Origin of the sequence: Frankia sp. R82, from assembly GCF_023716925.1 — a bacterium.
Classification (GTDB): Bacteria; Actinomycetota; Actinomycetes; order Frankiales; family Frankiaceae; genus Frankia.
Map to the genome: position 1 here is coordinate 1 of NZ_JAMQQG010000081.1, position 18,902 is coordinate 18,902.

At 71.0% G+C, this 18,902-nt stretch carries 16 protein-coding genes; 8 read left to right on the top strand and 8 right to left on the bottom strand.

Annotated features, from left to right (window positions below; all coding sequences use genetic code 11):
- A partial coding sequence (locus ND747_RS14560) for an IS630 family transposase (RefSeq protein ID WP_251734159.1) occupies nt 1-996 on the top strand: 996 nt, incomplete at its 5' end.
- Nucleotides 997-1,020: 24 nt separating this feature from the next.
- Here ND747_RS14560 and ND747_RS14565 read toward each other — a convergent pair.
- Nucleotides 1,021-2,034 carry a hypothetical protein gene (locus tag ND747_RS14565; protein WP_251734160.1) on the bottom strand — a complete coding sequence of 338 codons (1,014 nt, stop codon included), beginning with the start codon at nt 2,032-2,034 and terminating at the stop codon, nt 1,021-1,023.
- Between the two features lie 309 nt (nt 2,035-2,343).
- Between ND747_RS14565 and ND747_RS14570 the strand changes: the two genes are divergently transcribed.
- Both ND747_RS14570 and ND747_RS14575 read left to right on the top strand, forming a co-directional pair.
- Entirely contained in the window at nt 2,344-4,299 is a 1,956-nt protein-coding gene (locus ND747_RS14570; RefSeq protein ID WP_308204630.1) for a M13-type metalloendopeptidase, read from the top strand.
- 390 nt (nt 4,300-4,689) lie between these two features.
- Complete coding sequence (locus ND747_RS14575) at nt 4,690-6,123, top strand: hypothetical protein (protein ID WP_251734161.1); 1,434 nt, start codon at nt 4,690-4,692, stop codon at nt 6,121-6,123.
- Nucleotides 6,124-6,155: 32 nt separating this feature from the next.
- Here the strand turns inward: ND747_RS14575 and ND747_RS14580 are convergent, their stop codons facing one another.
- The 4 genes from ND747_RS14580 to ND747_RS14595 form a co-directional block, all read right to left on the bottom strand.
- Entirely contained in the window at nt 6,156-7,280 is a 1,125-nt protein-coding gene (locus ND747_RS14580; protein ID WP_251734162.1) for an ecdysteroid 22-kinase family protein, read from the bottom strand.
- Nucleotides 7,281-7,286: 6 nt separating this feature from the next.
- Nucleotides 7,287-8,474 carry a hypothetical protein gene (locus ND747_RS14585; RefSeq protein ID WP_251734163.1) on the bottom strand — a complete coding sequence of 396 codons (1,188 nt, stop codon included), beginning with the start codon at nt 8,472-8,474 and terminating at the stop codon, nt 7,287-7,289.
- Between the two features lie 193 nt (nt 8,475-8,667).
- Entirely contained in the window at nt 8,668-10,506 is a 1,839-nt protein-coding gene (locus tag ND747_RS14590; RefSeq protein WP_251734164.1) for an NAD(P)/FAD-dependent oxidoreductase, read from the bottom strand.
- A gap of 118 nt (nt 10,507-10,624) precedes the next feature.
- The gene (locus ND747_RS14595; RefSeq protein WP_251734165.1) at nt 10,625-10,822 is read right to left on the bottom strand and encodes a hypothetical protein; all 198 of its coding nucleotides are present in this window, start codon (nt 10,820-10,822) and stop codon (nt 10,625-10,627) included.
- A 491-nt stretch (nt 10,823-11,313) separates the two neighbouring features.
- Here ND747_RS14595 and ND747_RS14600 point away from each other — a divergent pair, with 491 nt between their 5' ends.
- From ND747_RS14600 to ND747_RS14615, 4 genes are all read left to right on the top strand, one after another.
- The gene (locus ND747_RS14600) at nt 11,314-12,405 is read left to right on the top strand and encodes an SDR family oxidoreductase (protein ID WP_251734166.1); all 1,092 of its coding nucleotides are present in this window, start codon (nt 11,314-11,316) and stop codon (nt 12,403-12,405) included.
- Nucleotides 12,406-12,541: 136 nt separating this feature from the next.
- A complete protein-coding gene (locus tag ND747_RS14605; RefSeq protein WP_251734167.1) occupies nt 12,542-13,792 on the top strand; it encodes a PP2C family protein-serine/threonine phosphatase in 1,251 nt (416 codons plus the stop codon).
- Between the two features lie 77 nt (nt 13,793-13,869).
- Nucleotides 13,870-15,369: an MFS transporter gene (locus ND747_RS14610; protein WP_251734174.1), complete on the top strand. Its 1,500-nt coding sequence runs from the start codon at nt 13,870-13,872 to the stop codon at nt 15,367-15,369.
- 70 nt (nt 15,370-15,439) lie between these two features.
- A complete protein-coding gene (locus ND747_RS14615; protein ID WP_374216227.1) occupies nt 15,440-16,720 on the top strand; it encodes a benzoate/H(+) symporter BenE family transporter in 1,281 nt (426 codons plus the stop codon).
- Nucleotides 16,721-16,745: 25 nt separating this feature from the next.
- On the opposite strand, the gene ND747_RS14620 is transcribed toward ND747_RS14615, so the two are convergent.
- The 3 genes from ND747_RS14620 to ND747_RS14630 form a co-directional block, all read right to left on the bottom strand.
- The gene (locus tag ND747_RS14620; protein ID WP_251734169.1) at nt 16,746-17,135 is read right to left on the bottom strand and encodes a YciI family protein; all 390 of its coding nucleotides are present in this window, start codon (nt 17,133-17,135) and stop codon (nt 16,746-16,748) included.
- Nucleotides 17,136-17,253: 118 nt separating this feature from the next.
- Nucleotides 17,254-17,718: an AbfB domain-containing protein gene (locus tag ND747_RS14625; RefSeq protein WP_251734170.1), complete on the bottom strand. Its 465-nt coding sequence runs from the start codon at nt 17,716-17,718 to the stop codon at nt 17,254-17,256.
- 93 nt (nt 17,719-17,811) lie between these two features.
- The gene (locus ND747_RS14630; protein ID WP_251734171.1) at nt 17,812-18,000 is read right to left on the bottom strand and encodes a thioredoxin domain-containing protein; all 189 of its coding nucleotides are present in this window, start codon (nt 17,998-18,000) and stop codon (nt 17,812-17,814) included.
- 6 nt (nt 18,001-18,006) lie between these two features.
- On the opposite strand from ND747_RS14630, the gene ND747_RS14635 reads away from it, so the two are divergent.
- Nucleotides 18,007-18,360 (top strand): putative quinol monooxygenase, encoded by a 354-nt coding sequence (locus ND747_RS14635; protein WP_251734172.1) that lies wholly within the window; start codon nt 18,007-18,009, stop codon nt 18,358-18,360.
- Nucleotides 18,361-18,902: the final 542 nt, after the last annotated feature.

Here is an 18,902-nt window from a genome sequence, read left to right on the forward strand (position 1 = left end):
GGTGCGGGCAACGCGGCGATTGCCACCAGGCTTGGCGTCTGCGAGGACACCGTGGGCAAGTGGCGGGGCCGGTTCGCCCGTGAGGGGATGGCGGGGCTGGCTGACCGTCGTCGTTCGGGTCGGCCCGCCCGGTTCGGTGCGGTGCAGGTCGCCGAGGTCAAGGCGCTGGCCTGCACGCGGCCCGTGGATGTCGGCGCGCCGTTGGAACGTTGGTCGAACGGCGAACTCGCCCGCCACGCGACCCGGCAGGGCATCGTGGCCACGGTGTCGGCGTCCTCGGTCGGCCGCTGGCTGGCCCGTGACGCGATCCGCCCCTGGCAGCACCGCTCGTGGATCTTCCCCAGGGATCCGGCGTTCGTCGCGAAGGCCTCCCGGGTCCTGGATCTCTATGCCCGGACCTGGGACGGTGAGCCGCTCGGCGACGATGACTATGTGATCTCGGCGGACGAGAAGTCGCAGCTGCAGGCTCTGCGTCGCTGTCACCCGACCGCGCCCGCCCAGGCACATCACGGCCCGCGCGTCGAGTTCGAGTACAAGCGCGGAGGCACGGTGGCCTACTTCGCCGCCTACGACGTCCACCGCGCCCACGTCATCGGCCGGATCGAGCCGACCACCGGGATCGCCCCGTTCAGCCGGCTCGTGGACCAGCTCATGACGGCCGAGCCTTACGCCTCGGCGCGGCGGGTGTTCTGGATCGTCGACAACGGCTCCTCCCACAACGGCCAGACCTCGATCCGCCGGATGAGCGCGGCCTACCCGACCGCGACGCTCGTCCACCTGCCGGTCCACGCGTCCTGGCTGAACCAGGTGGAGATCTACTTCTCGATCCTGCAACGCAAGGCCATCGAACGCGGCGACTTCGCCGACCTCGACGCACTCGGCGACCGGGTCATGGGCTTCCAGGACCTCTACAACCAGACCGCGGGCCCGTTCGACTGGAAGTACACCCGCGCCGATCTCCTCAAGACCGCCAGCCGCCTCGACCTCGCCGCATAACCGACGAACTTGCGCCGATCACCACTAGCCGCGGTGGCCAAAGCCGCCGCGGGGGAGCAGGGCGTCGCGGATCGGCCGCCAGACCGTGCGGTCGGCCCAGCGCGTCGGCATGACCACCAGCACGAACATCGTCGCGCCGACGGCCCGGCCGATCGGGCGCACCACCGTCCGTCGGCACCACGAGAGCGGGGCGACGACGAGCAGCCGCCACGCGAATCCCACGGCCTGCCCGGCCGGCACCAGAACCGCCCGCCAGCACCAGCCCAGCGGGCGCACCACCACCCGCAACGTGCGGACGAACGCCCGTCCGGTGGGTGTGGCCACCGTCCGCCAGAACCACACCGCGGGCCGGACGAGCAGCAGGCGCAGCAGGAAGCCGAACCCGCGCACCGTCGCGGTGGCCGCCCGCGCGACGGCCCGGACGACCACCGCGACCACGTGGGCCGCCGCCCGGATGACCGCGGCGACCGCGCGCAGCACCGGAAGGAGCACCGTCCGTCCGAACCAGTGCAGTGGCCGCCGCAACCAGCGTGCCGGCCGAACGACCAGAAGATCGAACAGCACGATGAGCACCTTGGCGGCCGGGATCATGACGTAGCGCCACAGCATCCGCGCGGAATCCACGATCAGCCAGTCCCACAGCACCGTCCGCAGTGCTGTCCACAGCGCGCGCAGCGCGGGGACGAGCAGCCGGCGCCATCCCCAGGTGATCGTCCGACCGATCGGGACGATCACGAACCGCCACAGCGCGGTCAGCACCGGGCACCCGAACCAGTCCCACAGCAGCGTGCGCAGACCTCGCCCAGCCAGCCGAACAGCCTCGTACAGCAGTCGCAGCGGAAGGACGACAGCGAATGCCACCAGCCGCAGCGGCCAGACCACCAGGTACCGCACCGGCCAGGCGATCGCCGGATCCGGACGACGCGGCGAACCGGACACCGCGACCGCGCCGCCCCCCGACTCCGGCCGTACCGGCGCCGGACCCGCGAGCGTGCCGGTCGACCCACCCCGCCCCGCCATTGCCACCCCTGCTCTCATCCGTGCGCACCCACCCGCGTCGCCGAACCTTCGTGGCCGTCCCCGGACGCGGTGTCCAGCAGAGCACGGCCGGGGCGCGTGGGCAGGCGGGTGCGCGACAGCCCGGCCGTCGGCCAGCCGACATCAGCCGGAACGAGAGCGACACGAGGTGCCGACGGTGAGGTGCCGATCATGAGGTGCCGACGGTGAGGTGCCGATCGCGTGACGGTGGGCGCAGGACCCGGCGCGTAGGGCGGGCCGGGGAGGCGAATGGCACGGAGAACGCGGGAGTCCTTTGCAGCGGCCGGCCGGGGGCGGAGACTTTGAGGGGTGAGCATCCTCGACGACGCCCGCGAGGGCATGGACCCCGCCGTCCGACCGCAGGACGACCTGTTCGGCCATGTGAACGGCCGCTGGCTCGCCGAGACGGAGATTCCCTCCGACCGGTCGAGCTGGGGGCCGTTCGTGCAGCTCGCCGATGCTGCCGAACGGCACGTCCGCGACATCATCACCGACCTTGCCGCGCGTGACCCCGCCACCCAGGACGAGGATGCACGCAAGATCGCGGATCTGTACAACTCGTTCCTGGACGTCGATGCCGTCCAGGCGCTCGGGCTCGACCCGCTGCGCCCGCTGCTCGCCGAGGTGCGGGCCCTGCGGGAGCTCGGCGAGTTCGCCGCGCTGCTCGGCCGGTTCGAGCGGATCGGTGGCCGCGGTCTGTTCGGCTCGTACGTCGACACCGACGACCGCAACTCCGACCGGTACCTGTTCCACCTGGTCCAGGGCGGTCTGGGGCTGCCGGACGAGTCGTACTACCGGGAGGAGAAGTTCGCCGAGATCCGGGAGAAGTATGTCGCCCACCTGACCCGCATGCTGGAGCTCGGGGAGCACCCCGAGCCCGCGGCCGCGGCCCGGCGCATTCTGGACCTGGACACCCGGCTGGCGTCGGGCCACTGGAAGCGAGCCGACACCCGGGACGTCCAGAAGACCTACAACCTGCGTACCGCCGCCGAGATCGCGGCGCTGTGCCCGGCGTTCGACTGGGACGCCTATGTCACCGGCCTCGGCGGGCAGCTGACCGGCCCGCACGCCACGCTCGCGGAGGTGTGCGTCCGGCAGCCGTCGTACTTCGAGCATCTGTCGACGGTGCTCACCGACACCCCGATCGAGACCTGGCAGGACTGGCTGGCCAGCCACGTGCTGCGCGCCGCCGCGCCATACCTGGCCGACGTGTTCGCCGAGACCAGCTTCGACTTCTACGGCCGCACCCTGTCCGGCACGCCGGAGCTGCGGGCCCGGTGGAAGCGGGCGGTGGGATTCGTCGAGGGTGCCATCGGGGAGGCCGTCGGGCGGGAGTACGTGGCCCGGCACTTCCCACCGCGGGCGAAGGCGCAGATGGACGAGCTCGTCGCGACCCTGCTCGCCGCCTACCGTGAGTCGATCTCCGCGCTGGACTGGATGACCGACGAGACGAAGACCCGGGCCTATGAGAAGCTCAGGACCTTCCGTCCGAAGATCGGCTATCCGGACCGGTTCCGCGACTACTCGGGCCTGCAGGTCAGCCGGGACGACCTGTGGGGCAACTCCCAGGCCGCGAGCGCGTTCGAGACCGCCCGGGAACTGGCCAAGATCGGCAGCCCGGTCGACCGGGACGAGTGGTTCATGCTTCCGCAGACCGTCAACGCCTACTACAACCCCGGTACCAACGAGATCTGCTTTCCCGCCGGCATTCTGCAGTCCCCGTTCTTCAGCCCCGACGCCCACCCGGCCGAGAACTACGGCGGTATCGGCGCGGTCATCGGCCACGAGGTCGGCCACGGGTTCGACGACCAGGGCGCGCAGTACGACGGCGCCGGCAACCTCAACGACTGGTGGACGCCCGCGGACAAGGCCGCCTTCGAGGTGAAGTCGAAGACCCTGATCGAGCAGTACAACGGCTTCGAGACCCGCGGGGTGCCCGGCGAGAAGGTGAACGGCGCGCTCACCGTCGGCGAGAACATCGGTGACCTCGGCGGCCTCACCATCGCGCACAAGGCCTATGTCATCTCCCAGGGCGGGGACGCCCCGCGCGACGAACGGCGCAGGCTGTTCCTGAACTGGGCGTTCATCTGGCGTACCAAGCGCCGCACCGAACTGGAACGCCAGTTCCTCACCACCGACCCGCACAGCCCCCCGGATCTGCGCGCCAACATCGCGCGCAATCTCGACGAGTTCCACGAGGTCTTCGACACCGCCCCCGGCGACGGCCTCTGGCTCGACCCCGCCGACCGCGTCCGCATCTGGTAGCGCCGGCCAGCCGCCGTCCCGGACCCGTGGACCCGCCGGGCCGGGACGGCGGCCAGGGCGACGTCGAGACGGCCTGCTTCTGGGACCTCCGCTCAAGGGGCCTGGTCGTAAGCATGTTCGGTCGTAAGCATGTTCGCAGCTGCCTGATGCGGCGAAACTCTGTCGGTGGTCGTGTGTGCGAAATCGTTCGTTCTGCTGGCATTGGGTGTGCGGAGCAGGCGGATGTTCGGTGATTTTCTCCCGTCCCGATCCCACTATTGACGGGTGCCGGTACAGCAGCCTGTCCTGGACGGACCGCGGTTTTCCGGACCTGCCTGGCAACCCGATACCGTACGTGCACGGCACTTTCCGGTAATGGCCAGGCGACCGGTGGGTGGATAGAAATCTTCCGTGACCGGACCAGGAAAACCCGACCCCGTCCGTACCGATCCGTACCATCCGCTGCCAGACAGTCTCCGCTCGCGCAACGGCGCCGCGGACACCGCGCGTCGGCGCCGAATGGCCGGGGCCGTCGGCGTCGCTGCCGGTGTCGCGGTCGCCGTCGGGCTGGTGACGGCCGTCCCGGCGGGTGCCGCTGCGGCGGCGCCGACCGTTGAGGCAACCGCCGGTGCCGGCACCGGAGCGCGGGGGCGACCGGTATCGCCGGTGCTGCTCGCCGGCGACCACGAGGTCACCGTGGCGGTGGACATCTCCCCGGTGGGCGTCGTGGTCGGCACCTCGAACGCGTCACCGCCCCCGGACATCCCCGGTGGTCAGGGCGAGGGCAGCGGCTGGCGCTGGATCGTCGGGCCGGGCGGCCGGCAGCTCGGCGCGCAGAAACTCGTCGTCCCGGGCGGTACCACCCGCGTCGAGATCGCCGGCGTCACCGACCTGGGGGAGGCGGGCGGGGTCGTGGTCGGCGCCGGCGTCACCCAGCGTCAGGCGGTGCGGTGGTCGGTGGCCGGCACACAGACGATCCCGCTGACGACCGGACCGGATCCCGAGGTCACGACGTCGGCGGTCGGGCCGGGACAGTGGGCGGTCTACACCGGTGGCTCGATCAGTGGCACCTCGGCGATCGTCGCCCGTGACGGTGCCCGCACCGAACTACGCGGAACCGCCGACCTGGACAGCGCCCGGATCGTGGGGGTCAGCTCGATCGGCGGTCCCGGCACGGCTGTGCTCGGCGCCGTCACCGGCGTCGGCCGGGGCACGACGAGCCGCCCGGTGATCTGGCGCGACGGGGCGACGCTGACCCTGCCGACCAGGGCCATGATCGATCTTCCGCAGCCGTCCTGCGTCTCCGCAATCCTGGCGGACGGAACGGTGGCCTACAGCGGCATCGTGAGCTACCAGCCTGACATCGGCTTCACCCGCGCACTGTCGGTGCACCGCGGCGGCATCCCCGGAACCGAGGTCGCGCTGCCGACGGCGGGCCGGATCGGCTCGTTGGGCTGCTCGTCGCCGGACACGCTGTCCTCGGATGGCTGGGTCGCCGGTTCCCTGCTTGCCGACTCGGTCGCGGGCCGACCCGCCACCGCCGCACTCTGGCATGCCCCCAGTGGCGGGACCCCCACGCTCACGACGATCGGGGTGGGCCCCGGTGAGACCGCGACGACGGCGGTCGCGGTCGCCACCCGCGGGCGGGTCGTGGTTGTCGCCACGACTTCGGACGGCACGCGGCTGCCCTACCTGTGGTCGAACGGTGCACGCACGCCGCTGCCCCTGCCGGTGGGGTGGGCGCTGCGCACCGTGGTCGAGCTGACCGACAACGGCCTGGTACTGGCCAACGTGCAGAACGCCGCCGGCGCGGTCCGCCCGGTGGTCTGGCCCACCGGGGCCTGACGCCGCGGGTCAGCCGGGACGACCTGGCCTGTTCAGACGGGGGGGAGCAGGTCGAAGGTGCCGAGTTCGCGGATCGCGGCAGCGGAGTTGGACGCCATCGAGAGGAACATCCGATCCGAGCTCTCGCTGCGCGTTCCGGCCGCGTACATGCAGCCGATCATCGTGGTCATCGGTCCGTGCAGCGTGCCGAGCCGGTAGTCCTCGAAGCACTCATCAGCGCTGTAGCCATCGACGCCGAGTTCCACCAGCCGCTGATGGTAAGCGGCGACCAGCGCGGCCTCGTGTTGGCGCCGCTGCGCTGGTGGCAGCGCGGTAGCCAGGAAATAGGCGAGGTCGCGGCCGGGAAAACCCTCCTCGATGGTCTGCCAGTCGACGGTGACCACGTGGCCGTGGTCGTCGAACAGAAGGTTGTCGAGGCGGTAGTCGCCGTGGATCAGCGAGGTGCGGTGTTGGATCGCCTGGCCCCACCGGGGGAACTCCTCGGCGCAGCGCAGCAGCGTCGCGGTGTCCGCCGCTGACAGTTCGGCCGCGTACCGGTGGACGAATCCGTCGGCCGCCCCGACGAACAGGTTGTGCAGGAACTGCATCGCCTGCTCGTCCGCCTGCCACAGCCAGGGAGCACGGTCGGGGAGGGTCGGGTCGTTCCAGAACGGTGCGTGCAGACCGGCGAGGTTACGCACGGCGAGAACGGCCTGGTCGAAGGTGCATCCGTCGACCTGCCGGCCGGAACGGGCTGGGTGGGCATCCTCGAGCACCAGGGCATAGCTCAGACCGTCGGCGCTGATCTCCGCGCTCCAGCACCGTGGCACCTGGATCCTGGCCGATGCGGCGAACGTCTGGTAGAAACCCGTCTCCTGGCGGTAGGCCCGGGCGATGCGGGACCTGGCCGCCCGGTCACCGGCGCCCATCTTGATGACGACGGTGGCCGGGGCTCGGTTGGTCTGTCCGGGGGCCGGCTCCAGGTAGAAGCGGTAACTGGCGCCGGTCTGGCCGGTGCCGACCGCCTCGAAGCGCAGCGCGACGATCTCGACGTCCGTTCCGCCCGCCCGCAGCGCCCGGGTCAGCCACTGCGGAGTCACCTCGTCGGGAGTGTCGACGACGAGAAGCTCGGCGTCGGTGTCCGGGTGGACGGAGTGCTCGGTCTGGTTCGCGTGCATCGTGGATCAGCCCTTCGTACGGGCGGGCGCGCCATCGAGCACCGCGCGGAAGCCGCCGGGGGAGTAGGGACCGATGACAAGCTGTTCCAGCACTCCCAGGCCGGTCCGGCCGGCCCAGCTGGCCCGCATCACCTGCTGGAGGTGGAGGCAGTCGGGTGCGAGGGTGTCCAGGTCGGCGACCTTGTGCAGCTCGCCGCCGACGGCGAGCTCGTCATGCCACTGCCCGTGCCCCCAGACCGGATGGCTGTAGCCGACACCCTTCATCCGGAAGGTGTGCACCGGCTCGAGGGTCACCCGGTCGCCGGGGCTGTCGTCCGGGCCGAGCAGGAGCGTCGCACCGTCGCTGCGGCGCAGGCCCGGGGCCCAGCTCACCTGGTGGCGGACGTCGGAGAGCCGGCGGATGCCGGTGTCGGGGCCGAAGACCGGGTCGTCCGCGCCGATCACCGGCAGGAGGGCGGCGGCCTGCGTCTGGACCCGGCCGGTCTCGTCCTCGAACACCATGTAGTGCAGGCACTCGTCGGCGAAGTTCAGCGGCGCCCACAGGAAGAAGACCTGGTGCTGCTGCCGGCGCGGCGCCATCGGGATCTGCCCGCCGAGCCCGCGGACCCCCCAGGACCGGTCCTTCGTGCCGACCGTCCCCAGGCTCTCCTCGCCGCGTGCGCCGCGTGCGCCGCGTGCGTCGCGTGCGCCGGGCTCGCCGGCGGCGCCCAGCGTGAAGGAGTCGTCGCCGGCGCGCAGCTCGCCCGCCCAGCGCACCATCTGGGTGGCCCGGGTGACATCCATGATCGGGTCGGCTTCGGCGTAGCGGGTCTGACGCGGCTCCTCGTAGGCGGCGGTGCGGGCGGTGGCGGTCAGATCCGCGACCAGTCCGTGTTCCGGCGCGTCGATGCGGATGCGGTTGACCCGCAGCGGTTCGACGATGTCCACCGTGATCGGTCCGATGCTGGTGCGGGTCCGGTCCAGCGGCACCCGTCCGGAGGCGAACACCGAACGCTGCACGTCGTCGTGCACCACGCTGAAGGCCGCGTCGATGATCCCGCGGTTGGGATACACACCCATGGCGAGCGCGAAGTACACCTGCTCGTTGTAACCGTTGAACCAGAACCGGTCATAGTGATTGGGATGGCCGTTGCCGACGTGGGCGATCGGCGAGGCCGTCTGGTGCACCGGGTAGTCGTCGAACGGCGTGAGCATGCGAGCTGATCCCTCCGGGTATCCGCGTGGCAGCCTGTGGGCCTCGTCCAGCAGCCGTTGTCGTCGCCAGTCCGTTCGGAGCGTCCCGTACCGTTCGGAGCGTCCCGTACAAGGACTGTCGGGCGCAAGCCGCGACGTTCCCCGCATCGTGCGGCCTGGCTGAGATGGTGCCGGTCAGACCAGGGTCGGACGGTCAGGCGGTGAGCTCCAGGCCGGGCAGCCCGCCGTCGGCCCGCCACTCGGCGAGCATGCCGAAGAACGCGGTCGGTGAACCGCCGTACGGGCTGTTGCGGGCGTTGAGCCGGGCCAGGTCACCTTCGGCGTTGAAATAGCTCGGTGTGCATTCGGTCTGGAACGCCCGCTGGTCGCGGGCAGCCCGATCGACCTCGGCCACCCAGGCGGCCTGGGCCGCCGCCGTGGGTTCTACGGTGCGCAGGCCCGCCGCCCGGGCGTGGCCGAGGATGTACGCGATGTGCTTCGCCTGCTCGCCGATGAAATGGGTGAAGTTCAGCGAGAACCCGAACTGCACATGGGACATGAAGAACAGGTTGGGAAAACCGTGGGCGATGATGCCGTGATGGGTCTGCGCGCCCGTTGCCCACCGGTCGAGCAGGGTGGCACCGCCACGGCCGGTGACCTCGAAACCGAGTCGCTTCGCCAGCGGCGCGCCGACCTCGAACCCGGTGCCGTGGACCAGACAGTCGACCGGGTACTCCCGGCCCGCGACGACGACCCCGGTCGCGGTGATCCGCTCCACGCCGCGGCCGCCGGTGTCCACCAGTGTCACGTTCGGTCGGTTGAACACCGGCAGGTATTCGTCGTGGAAACAGGGCCGTTTGCAGAACCGGTCGTACCAGGGTTTGAGCGCCTCGGCCGTCGCCGGATCGGCGATGACGTCGTCGATCCGGGAGCGGATGTGCTCCATCGTCTGGAAATCCGCGAGCTGGACGAGCCAGGCCAGGTCGTCGATCGGCTCGCCGCGCTCGGTCCGGCGCGCCATCAGCTGGCGCAGGTTGCGGGCGACGGCGGTCCAGCCGTCCTGCAGCAGGTCCTCGTCGACCGGACCGCCGGAGGTCAGGGTGGTGAAGTTGTCGATGAGCTTCTGCTGCCAGCCGGGCTGGAGCTGGCCCACCCAGGACGGGTCGAGAGCGGCGTTGTCCCGGGCGTCGACCGCCGACGGCGTGCGCTGGAAAACGTAGAGGTGTTCGGCGGCCGCCGCGAGATGCGGAATGCACTGCACCGCGGTCGCGCCGGTGCCGATGATGCCGACGGTGCGATCGCCCAGCCGGTCCAGGCCGCCGTCCGCGGTGCCGCCGGTGTAGTCGTAGTCCCACCGGCTGGTATGGAAACTGTGCCCCTTGAACGACTCGATGCCGGGAATGCCGGCGAGTTTCGGGCGGTCCATCGGGCCGGGGGAGACGATGACGAACTGGGCCCGCATCGCGTCGCCCCGGTTGGTGCGCACGATCCACCGGGCCGCGTCCTCGTCCCAGCGCAGACCGGTCACCTCGGTCTGGAAACAGGCGTCGCGGTAGAGATCGAAGGTGTGGGCGATCCGGCGGCAGTGCTCGAAGATCTCCGGAGCCGGGGCGTACCGCCGGCTCGGCAGATATCCGAGTTCCTCCAGCATCGGCAGGTAGATCGTGCTGGCCGTGTCGCAGGCGGCCCCCGGATAGCGGTTCCAGTACCAGGTGCCGCCGAAGTCACCGCCCCGCTCGACGAACCGCAGCCCGTCGGTCACGCCCACCCTGCGCAGGTGCGCGCCGAGCAGCAGCCCGGAGAACCCGCCGCCGACCATGACGATGTCGACCTCGTCGGTGAGTGGCTCCCGGGTGAAACCGGGCTCGACGTAGGGGTCGGTGCGCTCGCCGGCGAGCTGGTCGCCCAGGCGGACGAACTGGTCGACCGCGTCCGGGCGTAACCGCTTGTCGCGTTCGGCGCGGTACCGGGCTCGCAGGGCCACCGGATCGAAGCCGAGCCCCTCGTCCGGCGTGCTCCCACCGTCGTGCTCCTGCATCGGTACCTCCCGCATTGCGGCCACCTCAGCAACGACAATCGGGATCCGCCACGGGCGCAGTCAAGCGTTCACCGACTTCCGACGCGGCGTCAGGAGTCGGTGCGGCGTCCGGAGTCGGTGCGGCGCCAGATGGTCAAGCCGCCGGGACGCGGCAGGGTGTGGCGATCTGGCGGTACCTCGTCCGGTTGGCGAGGAGGTCCCGCAGCCTCCGCTGGAAGATGACCGGCAGCAGCGAGCCGACCAGCAGCGCCATGACGGTCGGGGCGAGCCGGCCGGGCTGGCGCCGGCCGACGAGGACCGCCCCCGTCAGCGTCAGCCAGCCGCCGACCACGATGACGGCGCCGACGCTCCGAACAGGACACGTCCCACCGCCGCGACCGCGACGGGGTCAGCAGACAGCAGACCAGGCCGAGCAGTCGAGCGCCGGCGAGCCCGTCGAGGGTGTCGGCCAGCGCCCCGATGGGCGGGCAGCCGTAGGGGGAGCCGGAGAAGTACGAGGCGACATTCTCCGTGGGGGGCGGCCCGCCCGTCCACGACCGCGGGATCTGATGGCCGGAGTTCAGGTAGAGCGCCTCGTCCTGGAAAGCGGTGGCGGACAGCCGCAGCGGAATTGTCTGTCGACCTTGTGCGTGGCATTGTGCGTTGCGGTTGGCGTGGCGCGAAGGGGGCGGTCGTCGGGCCGGCAGCCTGTTGTCTCACCGGTCAGCAGGCTGGTAAACAGCAACGGTGCATGCCGTCCGGCGCGAGGTGTGCGACCCGGATGATCGGGTGACCCGGGTGAGGTGAACCCGGCTGGGTCGGGTCGGAAGGCGAGGCTGCCCCGTGAAGGCTGTCGTGTTCGGCGCGTCCGGGGTGGTGGGGCGGGCCGCCGCTGAACAGTTCGCCGCCCGGCCCGGGGGCGCGGTGGTGGCGGTGTCGCGGCGGCCCGTGACCCTGCCCGGAGTCGAGCATGTCGTGCTTGATCTGGCCGACCGGTCGGCAACCGAGGCCGCGATCCGCGGCGGGGCAGGGGCGTTTGCCGGGGTGACGCACGTCGTCTACGCAGCCCTGCAGGAAGGTCCCGACCTGGTGGCCGGCTGGCGGGACCCGGACCTGATGCAGCACAACCTGCGGTTGTTCCGCAATGCGCTGGAACCGTTGCTGGCCGCGCACGGTGACACGCTGCGGCACGTGAGCCTGCTGCAGGGTGCGAAGGCCTACGGGCTGCATCTGGGCCGCACCCCCGTACCGGCGAAGGAACGGGCCCCCCGAGACCAGCACGACAACTTCTACTTCCTGCAGGAGGACGCCCTGCGCTCGCTCGCGGCCGATGCCGGCTGGTCGTGGACGATCCTGCGACCGCAGGTGGTGCTGGGCGAATCGATCGGCAGCCCGATGAACCTGCTGCCGGCCATCGGCGTGTACGCGTCCCTCGAACGAGCACGGGGCCGCGCGCTGGCCTTCCCGGGCGGACCTCCGACGCTGCAGGAAGCGGTGGATGCACGGTTGCTCGCCCGGGCTCTGGACTGGGCGGCGGACAGCCCCGCGGCGCGGTTCGAGACGTTCAACGTCACCAACGGTGACGTCTACACCTGGCATGACGTCTGGCCGGCGATCGCGGACGCGTGCGGCATGGACGTCGCCGATCCAGAACCCCAGCTGCTCGCACAGGCCATGCCGCCACGCCGCGGTGAATGGGCCGCCCTGGTGGACGCGCATTCCCTGCGCGCGCCCCGCGAGATGGCCGATTTCGTCGGCAGCTCGTGGAGCTACGCGGACGTCCTGTTCGGCGCCCGGGGCACCCGGGCGCTGCCCGCCCTGCTCAGTACGATCCGGATCCGCTCGGCCGGTTTCGGCGACTGCATCGACACCGAGGACATGCTGCGCGCCTGGTTCGATCGGTTCCAGCGCACCGGCCTGCTTCCAAAACCCTGAGGCGGCCAGTGGGCCGACGGCGGCCGGCTGGCCGCAGCTCGTGCGGGTGGAGTCGGCATCTGTGACGCTCCGGTGGTGGTTTCCGCGGAGCCGGCCTAGCGTGGTGGGCGTGGGCCGGCGGAAGGTTTTTGACGCTGTGGCGCTGCTGACGGCAGTCGAACGCGCCGCGCCGGCCGATGCGATGGACGTGCTTGGCGTGCGGCTGCGGGAGGACCTCGGCGCGCTCGGTAGTTCGTTTCTGATCGCCGACCACTCCGGTGGCTGTCTGGCCAGGTTCGGCCGCAAAAGCGACGGGGACCGCCCGACCGAACGCGTGCCGATCGGCGGCACGCCGCAGGGCGACGTGCTGCGGACCCAGCGGCCGGCGAGCCATGCGCTGGTGGACCGGACCGTCGTCACCGCTCCGGTCACGGCGCGTGGCGAGGCGATCGGCGTCATCGAGGTTCAGTTTCCCGGCCAGGTCGCCGGGGTCGGGTCGAAGAAGGTCGGAAGCGCCGACCGCGACATCGACCGGCTGCTGTACGAGGTCGGGGCCGCCGCGCACGTGTTCGCCTATGCGGTTGTGCTGAACCGGCGCTATACCGACCAGTTCGAGTGGGGCCGGCGTTCCACACCGTTTCAGCTCGCCGCCGAAGTGCAGCGTCGGCTGCTGCCGGACTCGTTCACCTGCGAGGCCGCCCAGGCGACGATCGCGGGTTGGATGGAGCCGGCGGCCATGGTGGGCGGCGACACCTTCGACTACACCTTCGGGCGTACCACTCTGGACCTTTCGCTCACCGACGCGATGGGCCACGGGTTGGCCGCCGCCCTGCTGGCGACCCTGGTGGTCAACAGCCTGCGCAACGTTCGCCGGGAGCAGGCCGACGCGGATCTGGCCTCGATGGCCCTGCGGGCCAACGCCGTCATGAACAGGTATGCCAGCCCCGAGCAGTTCGTCACCGGACTACTGCTTCGGGTCGACCTGCCCGACGGGGCGGTGAGCGCGGTCAACGCCGGGCATGTCCCGTTCTACTGGGTGCGGGACGGCAGGGTGAGGTACGTTCGCTGTCCGGCTGATCCTCCGTTCGGGATTTTTCCGGATTCCAGCTATGCCATCCGGCATCTCCAGCTTCGACCGGGAGATCGCCTGCTTCTCGTCACCGACGGGATGATCGACCGCAACGCGATCCGCGTGGATCTGCCCGCGGTGCTGACCGCGGGTGTGCACCTGCACCCGAGGGAACTCGTGCAGGACATGACCAGGCTCGTGCGGGACGCCTGCAACGACCAGCTGGATGACGATGCCACGGTGCTGTGCCTGGACTGGCATCGTGGGAGCGGGTTGGAACGCAGCGTCGCCAGCGGCGCCGATCCCAGCCTCGCGTCGGCCTCGCTGCGGAGGCCGTAGGCGTGCACAGGGGTGGACCACCGCCGTCGCCGCAGTCATCGCAGTCGCCGGGGCGGGCCGAAGACCGGGCGGAGAACCTGCGAGTCGCGAGCCCGGCGGGCCGCTGGGTGCTCGCCGCGACCGTGCTCGGGTCCGCGATCGCCTCGATCGACGCGACGGTGGTCGGCATCGCGCTGCCGGCGATCGGCCGGGATCTCGACGCCGGGCTGGCCGCGCTGCAGTGGGTGGTCACGGGCTACACGTTGACCCTGGCCGGGCTGCTGCTCGTGGCCGGGGACCTCGGCGATCGGTATGGCCGGCGGCGGATGTTCCTGGCTGGCATCGTCTGGTTCGTCGTCGCCTCGATGGGGTGTGCGCTCGCGCCGAGCGGTCCGGTCCTCGTGGGTGCCCGGGCGCTGCAGGGGGTGGGGGCGGCTCTGCTCACTCCGGGCAGTCTGGCGATCCTGGAGGCGAGTTTCGCCCCGCAGGATCGCAACCGGGCGATCGGTGCCTGGTCGGGGCTCAGCGGGGTGGCCACGGCCGTCGGGCCGTTCCTGGGCGGCTGGCTGGTCGAGACCTGGTCGTGGCGGCTGATCTTCCTGATCAACCTGCCGCTGGCCGCCGTGGTGATCGTGCTGACCTGGCGCCATGTGCCCGAGTCGCATGATCCGCAGGTCGGCGGGCGGGTCGACGTGGTCGGCGGTGCGTTGGTCACGCTCGGTCTGGTCGGGTTGACCTACGGGCTCATTGAGGGGCCGGGGGCCGGCTGGACCAGGCCGGTGGTGGCCGGCGCCCTGGGCACCGGGGTGTTGCTGCTGGTCGCCTTCGTCGCCTGGGAACGTCGGGTGTCGGCGCCGATGCTGCCGCTGGAGCTGTTCGCCGTCCGCCAGTTCGCCGCGACGAACCTGGTCACCTTCGCCGTGTACGCGGGCCTCGGCGGCGCACTGTTCCTGCTGCCGCTGCAACTGCAGCAGGTCTGCGGCTACAGCGCGCTGCGGTCGGGCGTGGCGCTGCTGCCGGTGACGGTGCTCATGCTGACGTTGTCCGCCCGGTCGGGGGCGCTTGCCACCCGGATCGGTCCGCGGGCGCAGATGAGTCTTGGACCGCTGCTGGTCGGCGCCGGGTTGGCGTTGCTCGCCCGGGTCGATGCGGCGGGCGGGTACCTGACCGAGGTGTTCCCCGCCGTGGTCGTGTTCGGCCTGGGTCTGGCCGCGACGGTGGCACCACTGACGGCGACGGCGCTGGGTGCGGTGCCCGCGCGGCATGCGGGCATCGCCTCCGCGGTGAACAACGACGTGGCCCGCGCGGCCTCCCTGATCGCCGTCGCCGTCCTACCGGCCGTCGGTGGCATCACCGGCGCCGCGTACCTGGACCCGGTCGCGTTCTCCCAGGGGTTCCACACCGCGGTACTCGTCGCGGCCGGGGTGTGCACGATCGGCGGAGCGATCGCCGCGGTGACCATCCGCAACCCACCTCGACCGCCTCGATCTGCCCGGTCGACCGGGCGGTCGGCCAGGTCGGGGGCCGTCCACTGTTGCCTGGACGGGCCGCCACTGTCCGATCCAGGCATCGGTGACTGGCGGCCCTTGCGGTCGTGAACCGCATCGCCGACGATCTGATCGATGTGTTCGCCCGCCAGCTCTAACAGTCAAAGAGCCAGTCGTCGCCATGAGTGATGGCAACGCACCCCGGTCTGATTCGCCGGCACCGGTGGCACCGGTGGACCAGCTGGCCTCGGTGGACCAGCTGGACGGCCCGGACAACGCGACGGCCCCGGGAGTTCGGGGCGTCCATCTGGTCAGCGCGGGGATTGTCGCGGCGCTGGTCGGGTTCGCGAGCACGTCCGTCGTGGTGCTGGCCGGACTGCGGGCCGTCGGGGCGGATGCCAGGCAGGCCGCCTCGGGTCTGCTCGCTGTCACCGTCGCGCAGGCACTCGGGACGTTGTGGCTCAGCCGCCGGCACCGGATGCCGATCCTGCTCGCCTGGTCGACACCGGGCGCGGCGCTGCTCGCCTCGACCGGCCCGGTCAACGGTGGCTGGCCGGCGGCGGTCGGGGCGTTCTTCGTCGCCGGCGGGCTGATTCTGCTGACCGCGGTGTGGCCGCGTCTGGGCACGTTGATCGCTTCGATCCCCGCACCGATCGCGCAGGCGATGCTCGCCGGCGTCCTGCTTGCGCTGTGTCTGGCGCCCGTCCACGGGCTGGTGGACCATCCGGCGCTCGTCGTGCCGGGGGTCGTGGTGTGGTTGGTGCTGCTGCGGTTCGCGCCGCGCTGGGCGGTGCCGGCGGCGTTCGCCGCCGCGGTGGTGGCGATCGGGATCTGGCTTGGCCGCCACGGTGGGCTCGACGGGCCGCTGCTGCCCCGGGTCACGCTGACGGCGCCGACCCTGACCTGGGCGTCGGTGCTCTCGCTCGCCGTCCCGCTGTATGTCGTCACGATGGCGTCGCAGAACGTGCCGGGTGTGGCGGTGCTGTCGTCCTACGGGTACACGCTTCCCTGGCGGGAGTCGATGACGGTGACGGGCCTGGGTACCGTCCTCGGCGCGTCCGCCGGCGGCCACGCGATCAACCTGGCCGCGATCACCGCGGCGCTGGCCGCGAGCCCCGACGCGCACCCCGACCCGAGGCGGCGCTGGGTCGTCGCGCACTTCGCCGCCTGGACCTACGTCGCCCTCGCCGGGGTGTCGACGCTGCTGGCGACGGTCGCGACCGCGGCCCCCGCCGGGGTCCTCACGGCCGTCGCGGGCCTCGCCCTCGTCGGCACCCTCGCCTCGGCGCTGACGTCGGCCCTGGCCGACCCGGACGAGCGTCAGGCCGCGGTCATCACCTTTGTCGTCGCGGCCAGCGGTATCGTCCTCGCCGGTATCGGCGCCGCCTTCTGGGCTCTCGCCGCCGGCCTCACCGTCCGCACCGTCCTGCGCCACGGCCCGCAGGCCCGTCCGCCGGCGTGACCGGCCACGAACCAGCCAGGCGAGCTCACCCGCGTGACGTCTGCGTGAGCCGGTCGCCGAGCAGGCGGCGGGTGAGGTCGTGGTCCGGCGGGGCCAGGATCGGCCGGACCTCGACCTTGCGGTTGCACGCCTTCGACCCCTCGGTGGCCAGCCGTAGGGCCACGTCGAGATCCGGCGCCTCGAGGATCCAGAAACCGGCGAGGAACTCCTTGGTCTCGACGAACGGCCCGTCGGTGACGAGCGCCTGCCCAGCCCGATTGTCGATCACCGTGGCCGTCTCCGGCACACCGAGCCCGCCGGCGAACACCCAGCGGCCCTCGGCGATGAGCCGATCGTTGAAAACGTTGATCGCGGCCTGCTCGCCCTCGGTCGCCACCGTCGACTCGTCGGCAATCACGGAAACCAGATACTGCATCGCAGCTCATCTCCTGCCCATCCCGGGGCGTCCCTGGCGGGCCGCCGCTCACCCTCACCACGAATGTCCCCACCCCGATTCGACAGCTGTGCCGAAAAAATCTTCGCGGCCGGTCGGATCAGTCGTCGGCGGGAACCAGGACCGTGCCAGGGTCGATAGCCACGGTCGCCGGCCGCCGGCGGAATGTCGCGTCGCGGTGGAACAGCGCGTCGGCCGGACCGGTGGGGGCCTCCACCCACAGGCGGAAGTCGCGGTGGCGCAGGTAGCGGTCGGGGTAGTTGACCGAGCGGAACGACACGGCGCTCTGGTCGGCCCGGCCCGCGACGACCAGGAAGGTCGAGTCCGCGGCGAACAGTGTGTCGCTGGTGTGCGGGACCGGGTCCAGCCAGATCTGGAAGTCGCGGTGGCGCAGCACCCGGTCCGGGAAGTTCTGCGACCGGAACGTCACTCGCCCCTGTCCCCGGGACAGCAGGGTGAAGGCGAAGTCCTCGATCGGTTCGCCCCGCGGCGTCAGCTCGCCGGCGAAGTCACGGTGCCGGATGTAGCGGTCGGGGACGTTGAAGGACTGGAAGTTCTCGCTCACCGGAACGCCCTCTCGCTGAACGTGGCCGTCATAGAGCACAGCGCACACGCTACTGAGAAGGGGCGCCGCGGCAGCCACCCTGTAAAGAACGCGTCACCCGGTCCAGGCGAGATCCCCGACCTGCCGCGCACGCAGCTGGCCAGGTAGGGACTGCATCAGCGTGGGCGTGGCGGTCACCTGATACAGGTCGGCCACGACCATGTTCTCGTCCACGTCGACCGAGGCGATCCGCAGTCGCCCAGGTTCGCCGTCCCGGATCGCCGCCAGGATCGGAGTGATCATCTGGCGGTGCCCGCACCGTACCCTCAGGACATGATTTTCATCGTCGTCCGCTGGCCGGTGAAGCCGGAGTTCGCGGACCAGTGGCTCGACATCGTCGCCGACTTCACCACGTACACCCGGGCCGAACCGGGCAACCTGTTCTTCGACTGGTCCCGTAACACCGAGGACCCCACGATGTACACGCTCGTCGAGGCCTTCGCCGACCAGGACGCTGGCGTCGCGCACGTGAACTCCGGCCACTTCAAGGAGGCCATCGACAAGCTGCCCGACTACGTGACCGGCGCGCCAGAGATCATCAACGTGACGATCCCCGACGCGACCGGCTGGTCCGAGATGGCCGAGGTCAGGCCCCGGCCGTAGCGCAACGCCTGGGACGAGACTGGCTCGTTCTTGATCTCGGCCGACGTTCAAAGCTCGAGATCAGGCGACATGTGGGCGGCGTGACTTCGACAGATCACACCGTGGTCACCCCTGGATACGCAGCCGAGGTGCGACCTTGACTGAGACACGGCTCCCCGCCGCGGCGGGGAGCCAGCCGGGAGTGTTCACGGGCAGGGGGTTGCCGGATGATCGAGATATGTGAGGGTGCCGCGGATGTCCACGCAGCGGCCGAGGTGTGTTCGGCTACCGCCGGCGGACCTGTTCACGACCTCGACCTCGACCTCGACCTCGACCTCGACGTCGCGCCCGTAACCAGCGGCTTCCGTGCGGTGTTCGAGTATCCCGGTGTGCGCAGGGTGCGGCCGAGCAGACTATTCCAGGTCGCGGCTGCGGTCGGGCACCCACCGGTAGAGGTCTCGGGGTGGCCTGACATAGTTCTGGGCCTTTGGCCGGTCCGGGATGACAAGTGAGGGTCGCTCGACTTCCTGGTACGGAACGGTCGACAGCAGGTGGCTGATCAT

Bases quoted from the DNA above. Each gene is read 5' to 3' on its own strand.
- ND747_RS14565 (WP_251734160.1), bottom strand. From the start codon at position 2,034: ATGAGAGCAGGGGTGGCAATGGCGGGGCGGGGTGGGTCGACCGGCACG.
- ND747_RS14580 (WP_251734162.1), bottom strand. From the start codon at position 7,280: ATGCACGCGAACCAGACCGAGCACTCCGTCCACCCGGACACCGACGCC.
- ND747_RS14585 (WP_251734163.1), bottom strand. From the start codon at position 8,474: ATGCTCACGCCGTTCGACGACTACCCGGTGCACCAGACGGCCTCGCCG.
- ND747_RS14590 (WP_251734164.1), bottom strand. From the start codon at position 10,506: ATGCGGGAGGTACCGATGCAGGAGCACGACGGTGGGAGCACGCCGGAC.
- ND747_RS14615 (WP_374216227.1), top strand. From the start codon at position 15,440: ATGAGTGATGGCAACGCACCCCGGTCTGATTCGCCGGCACCGGTGGCA.
- ND747_RS14620 (WP_251734169.1), bottom strand. From the start codon at position 17,135: ATGCAGTATCTGGTTTCCGTGATTGCCGACGAGTCGACGGTGGCGACC.
- ND747_RS14630 (WP_251734171.1), bottom strand. From the start codon at position 18,000: ATGATCACTCCGATCCTGGCGGCGATCCGGGACGGCGAACCTGGGCGA.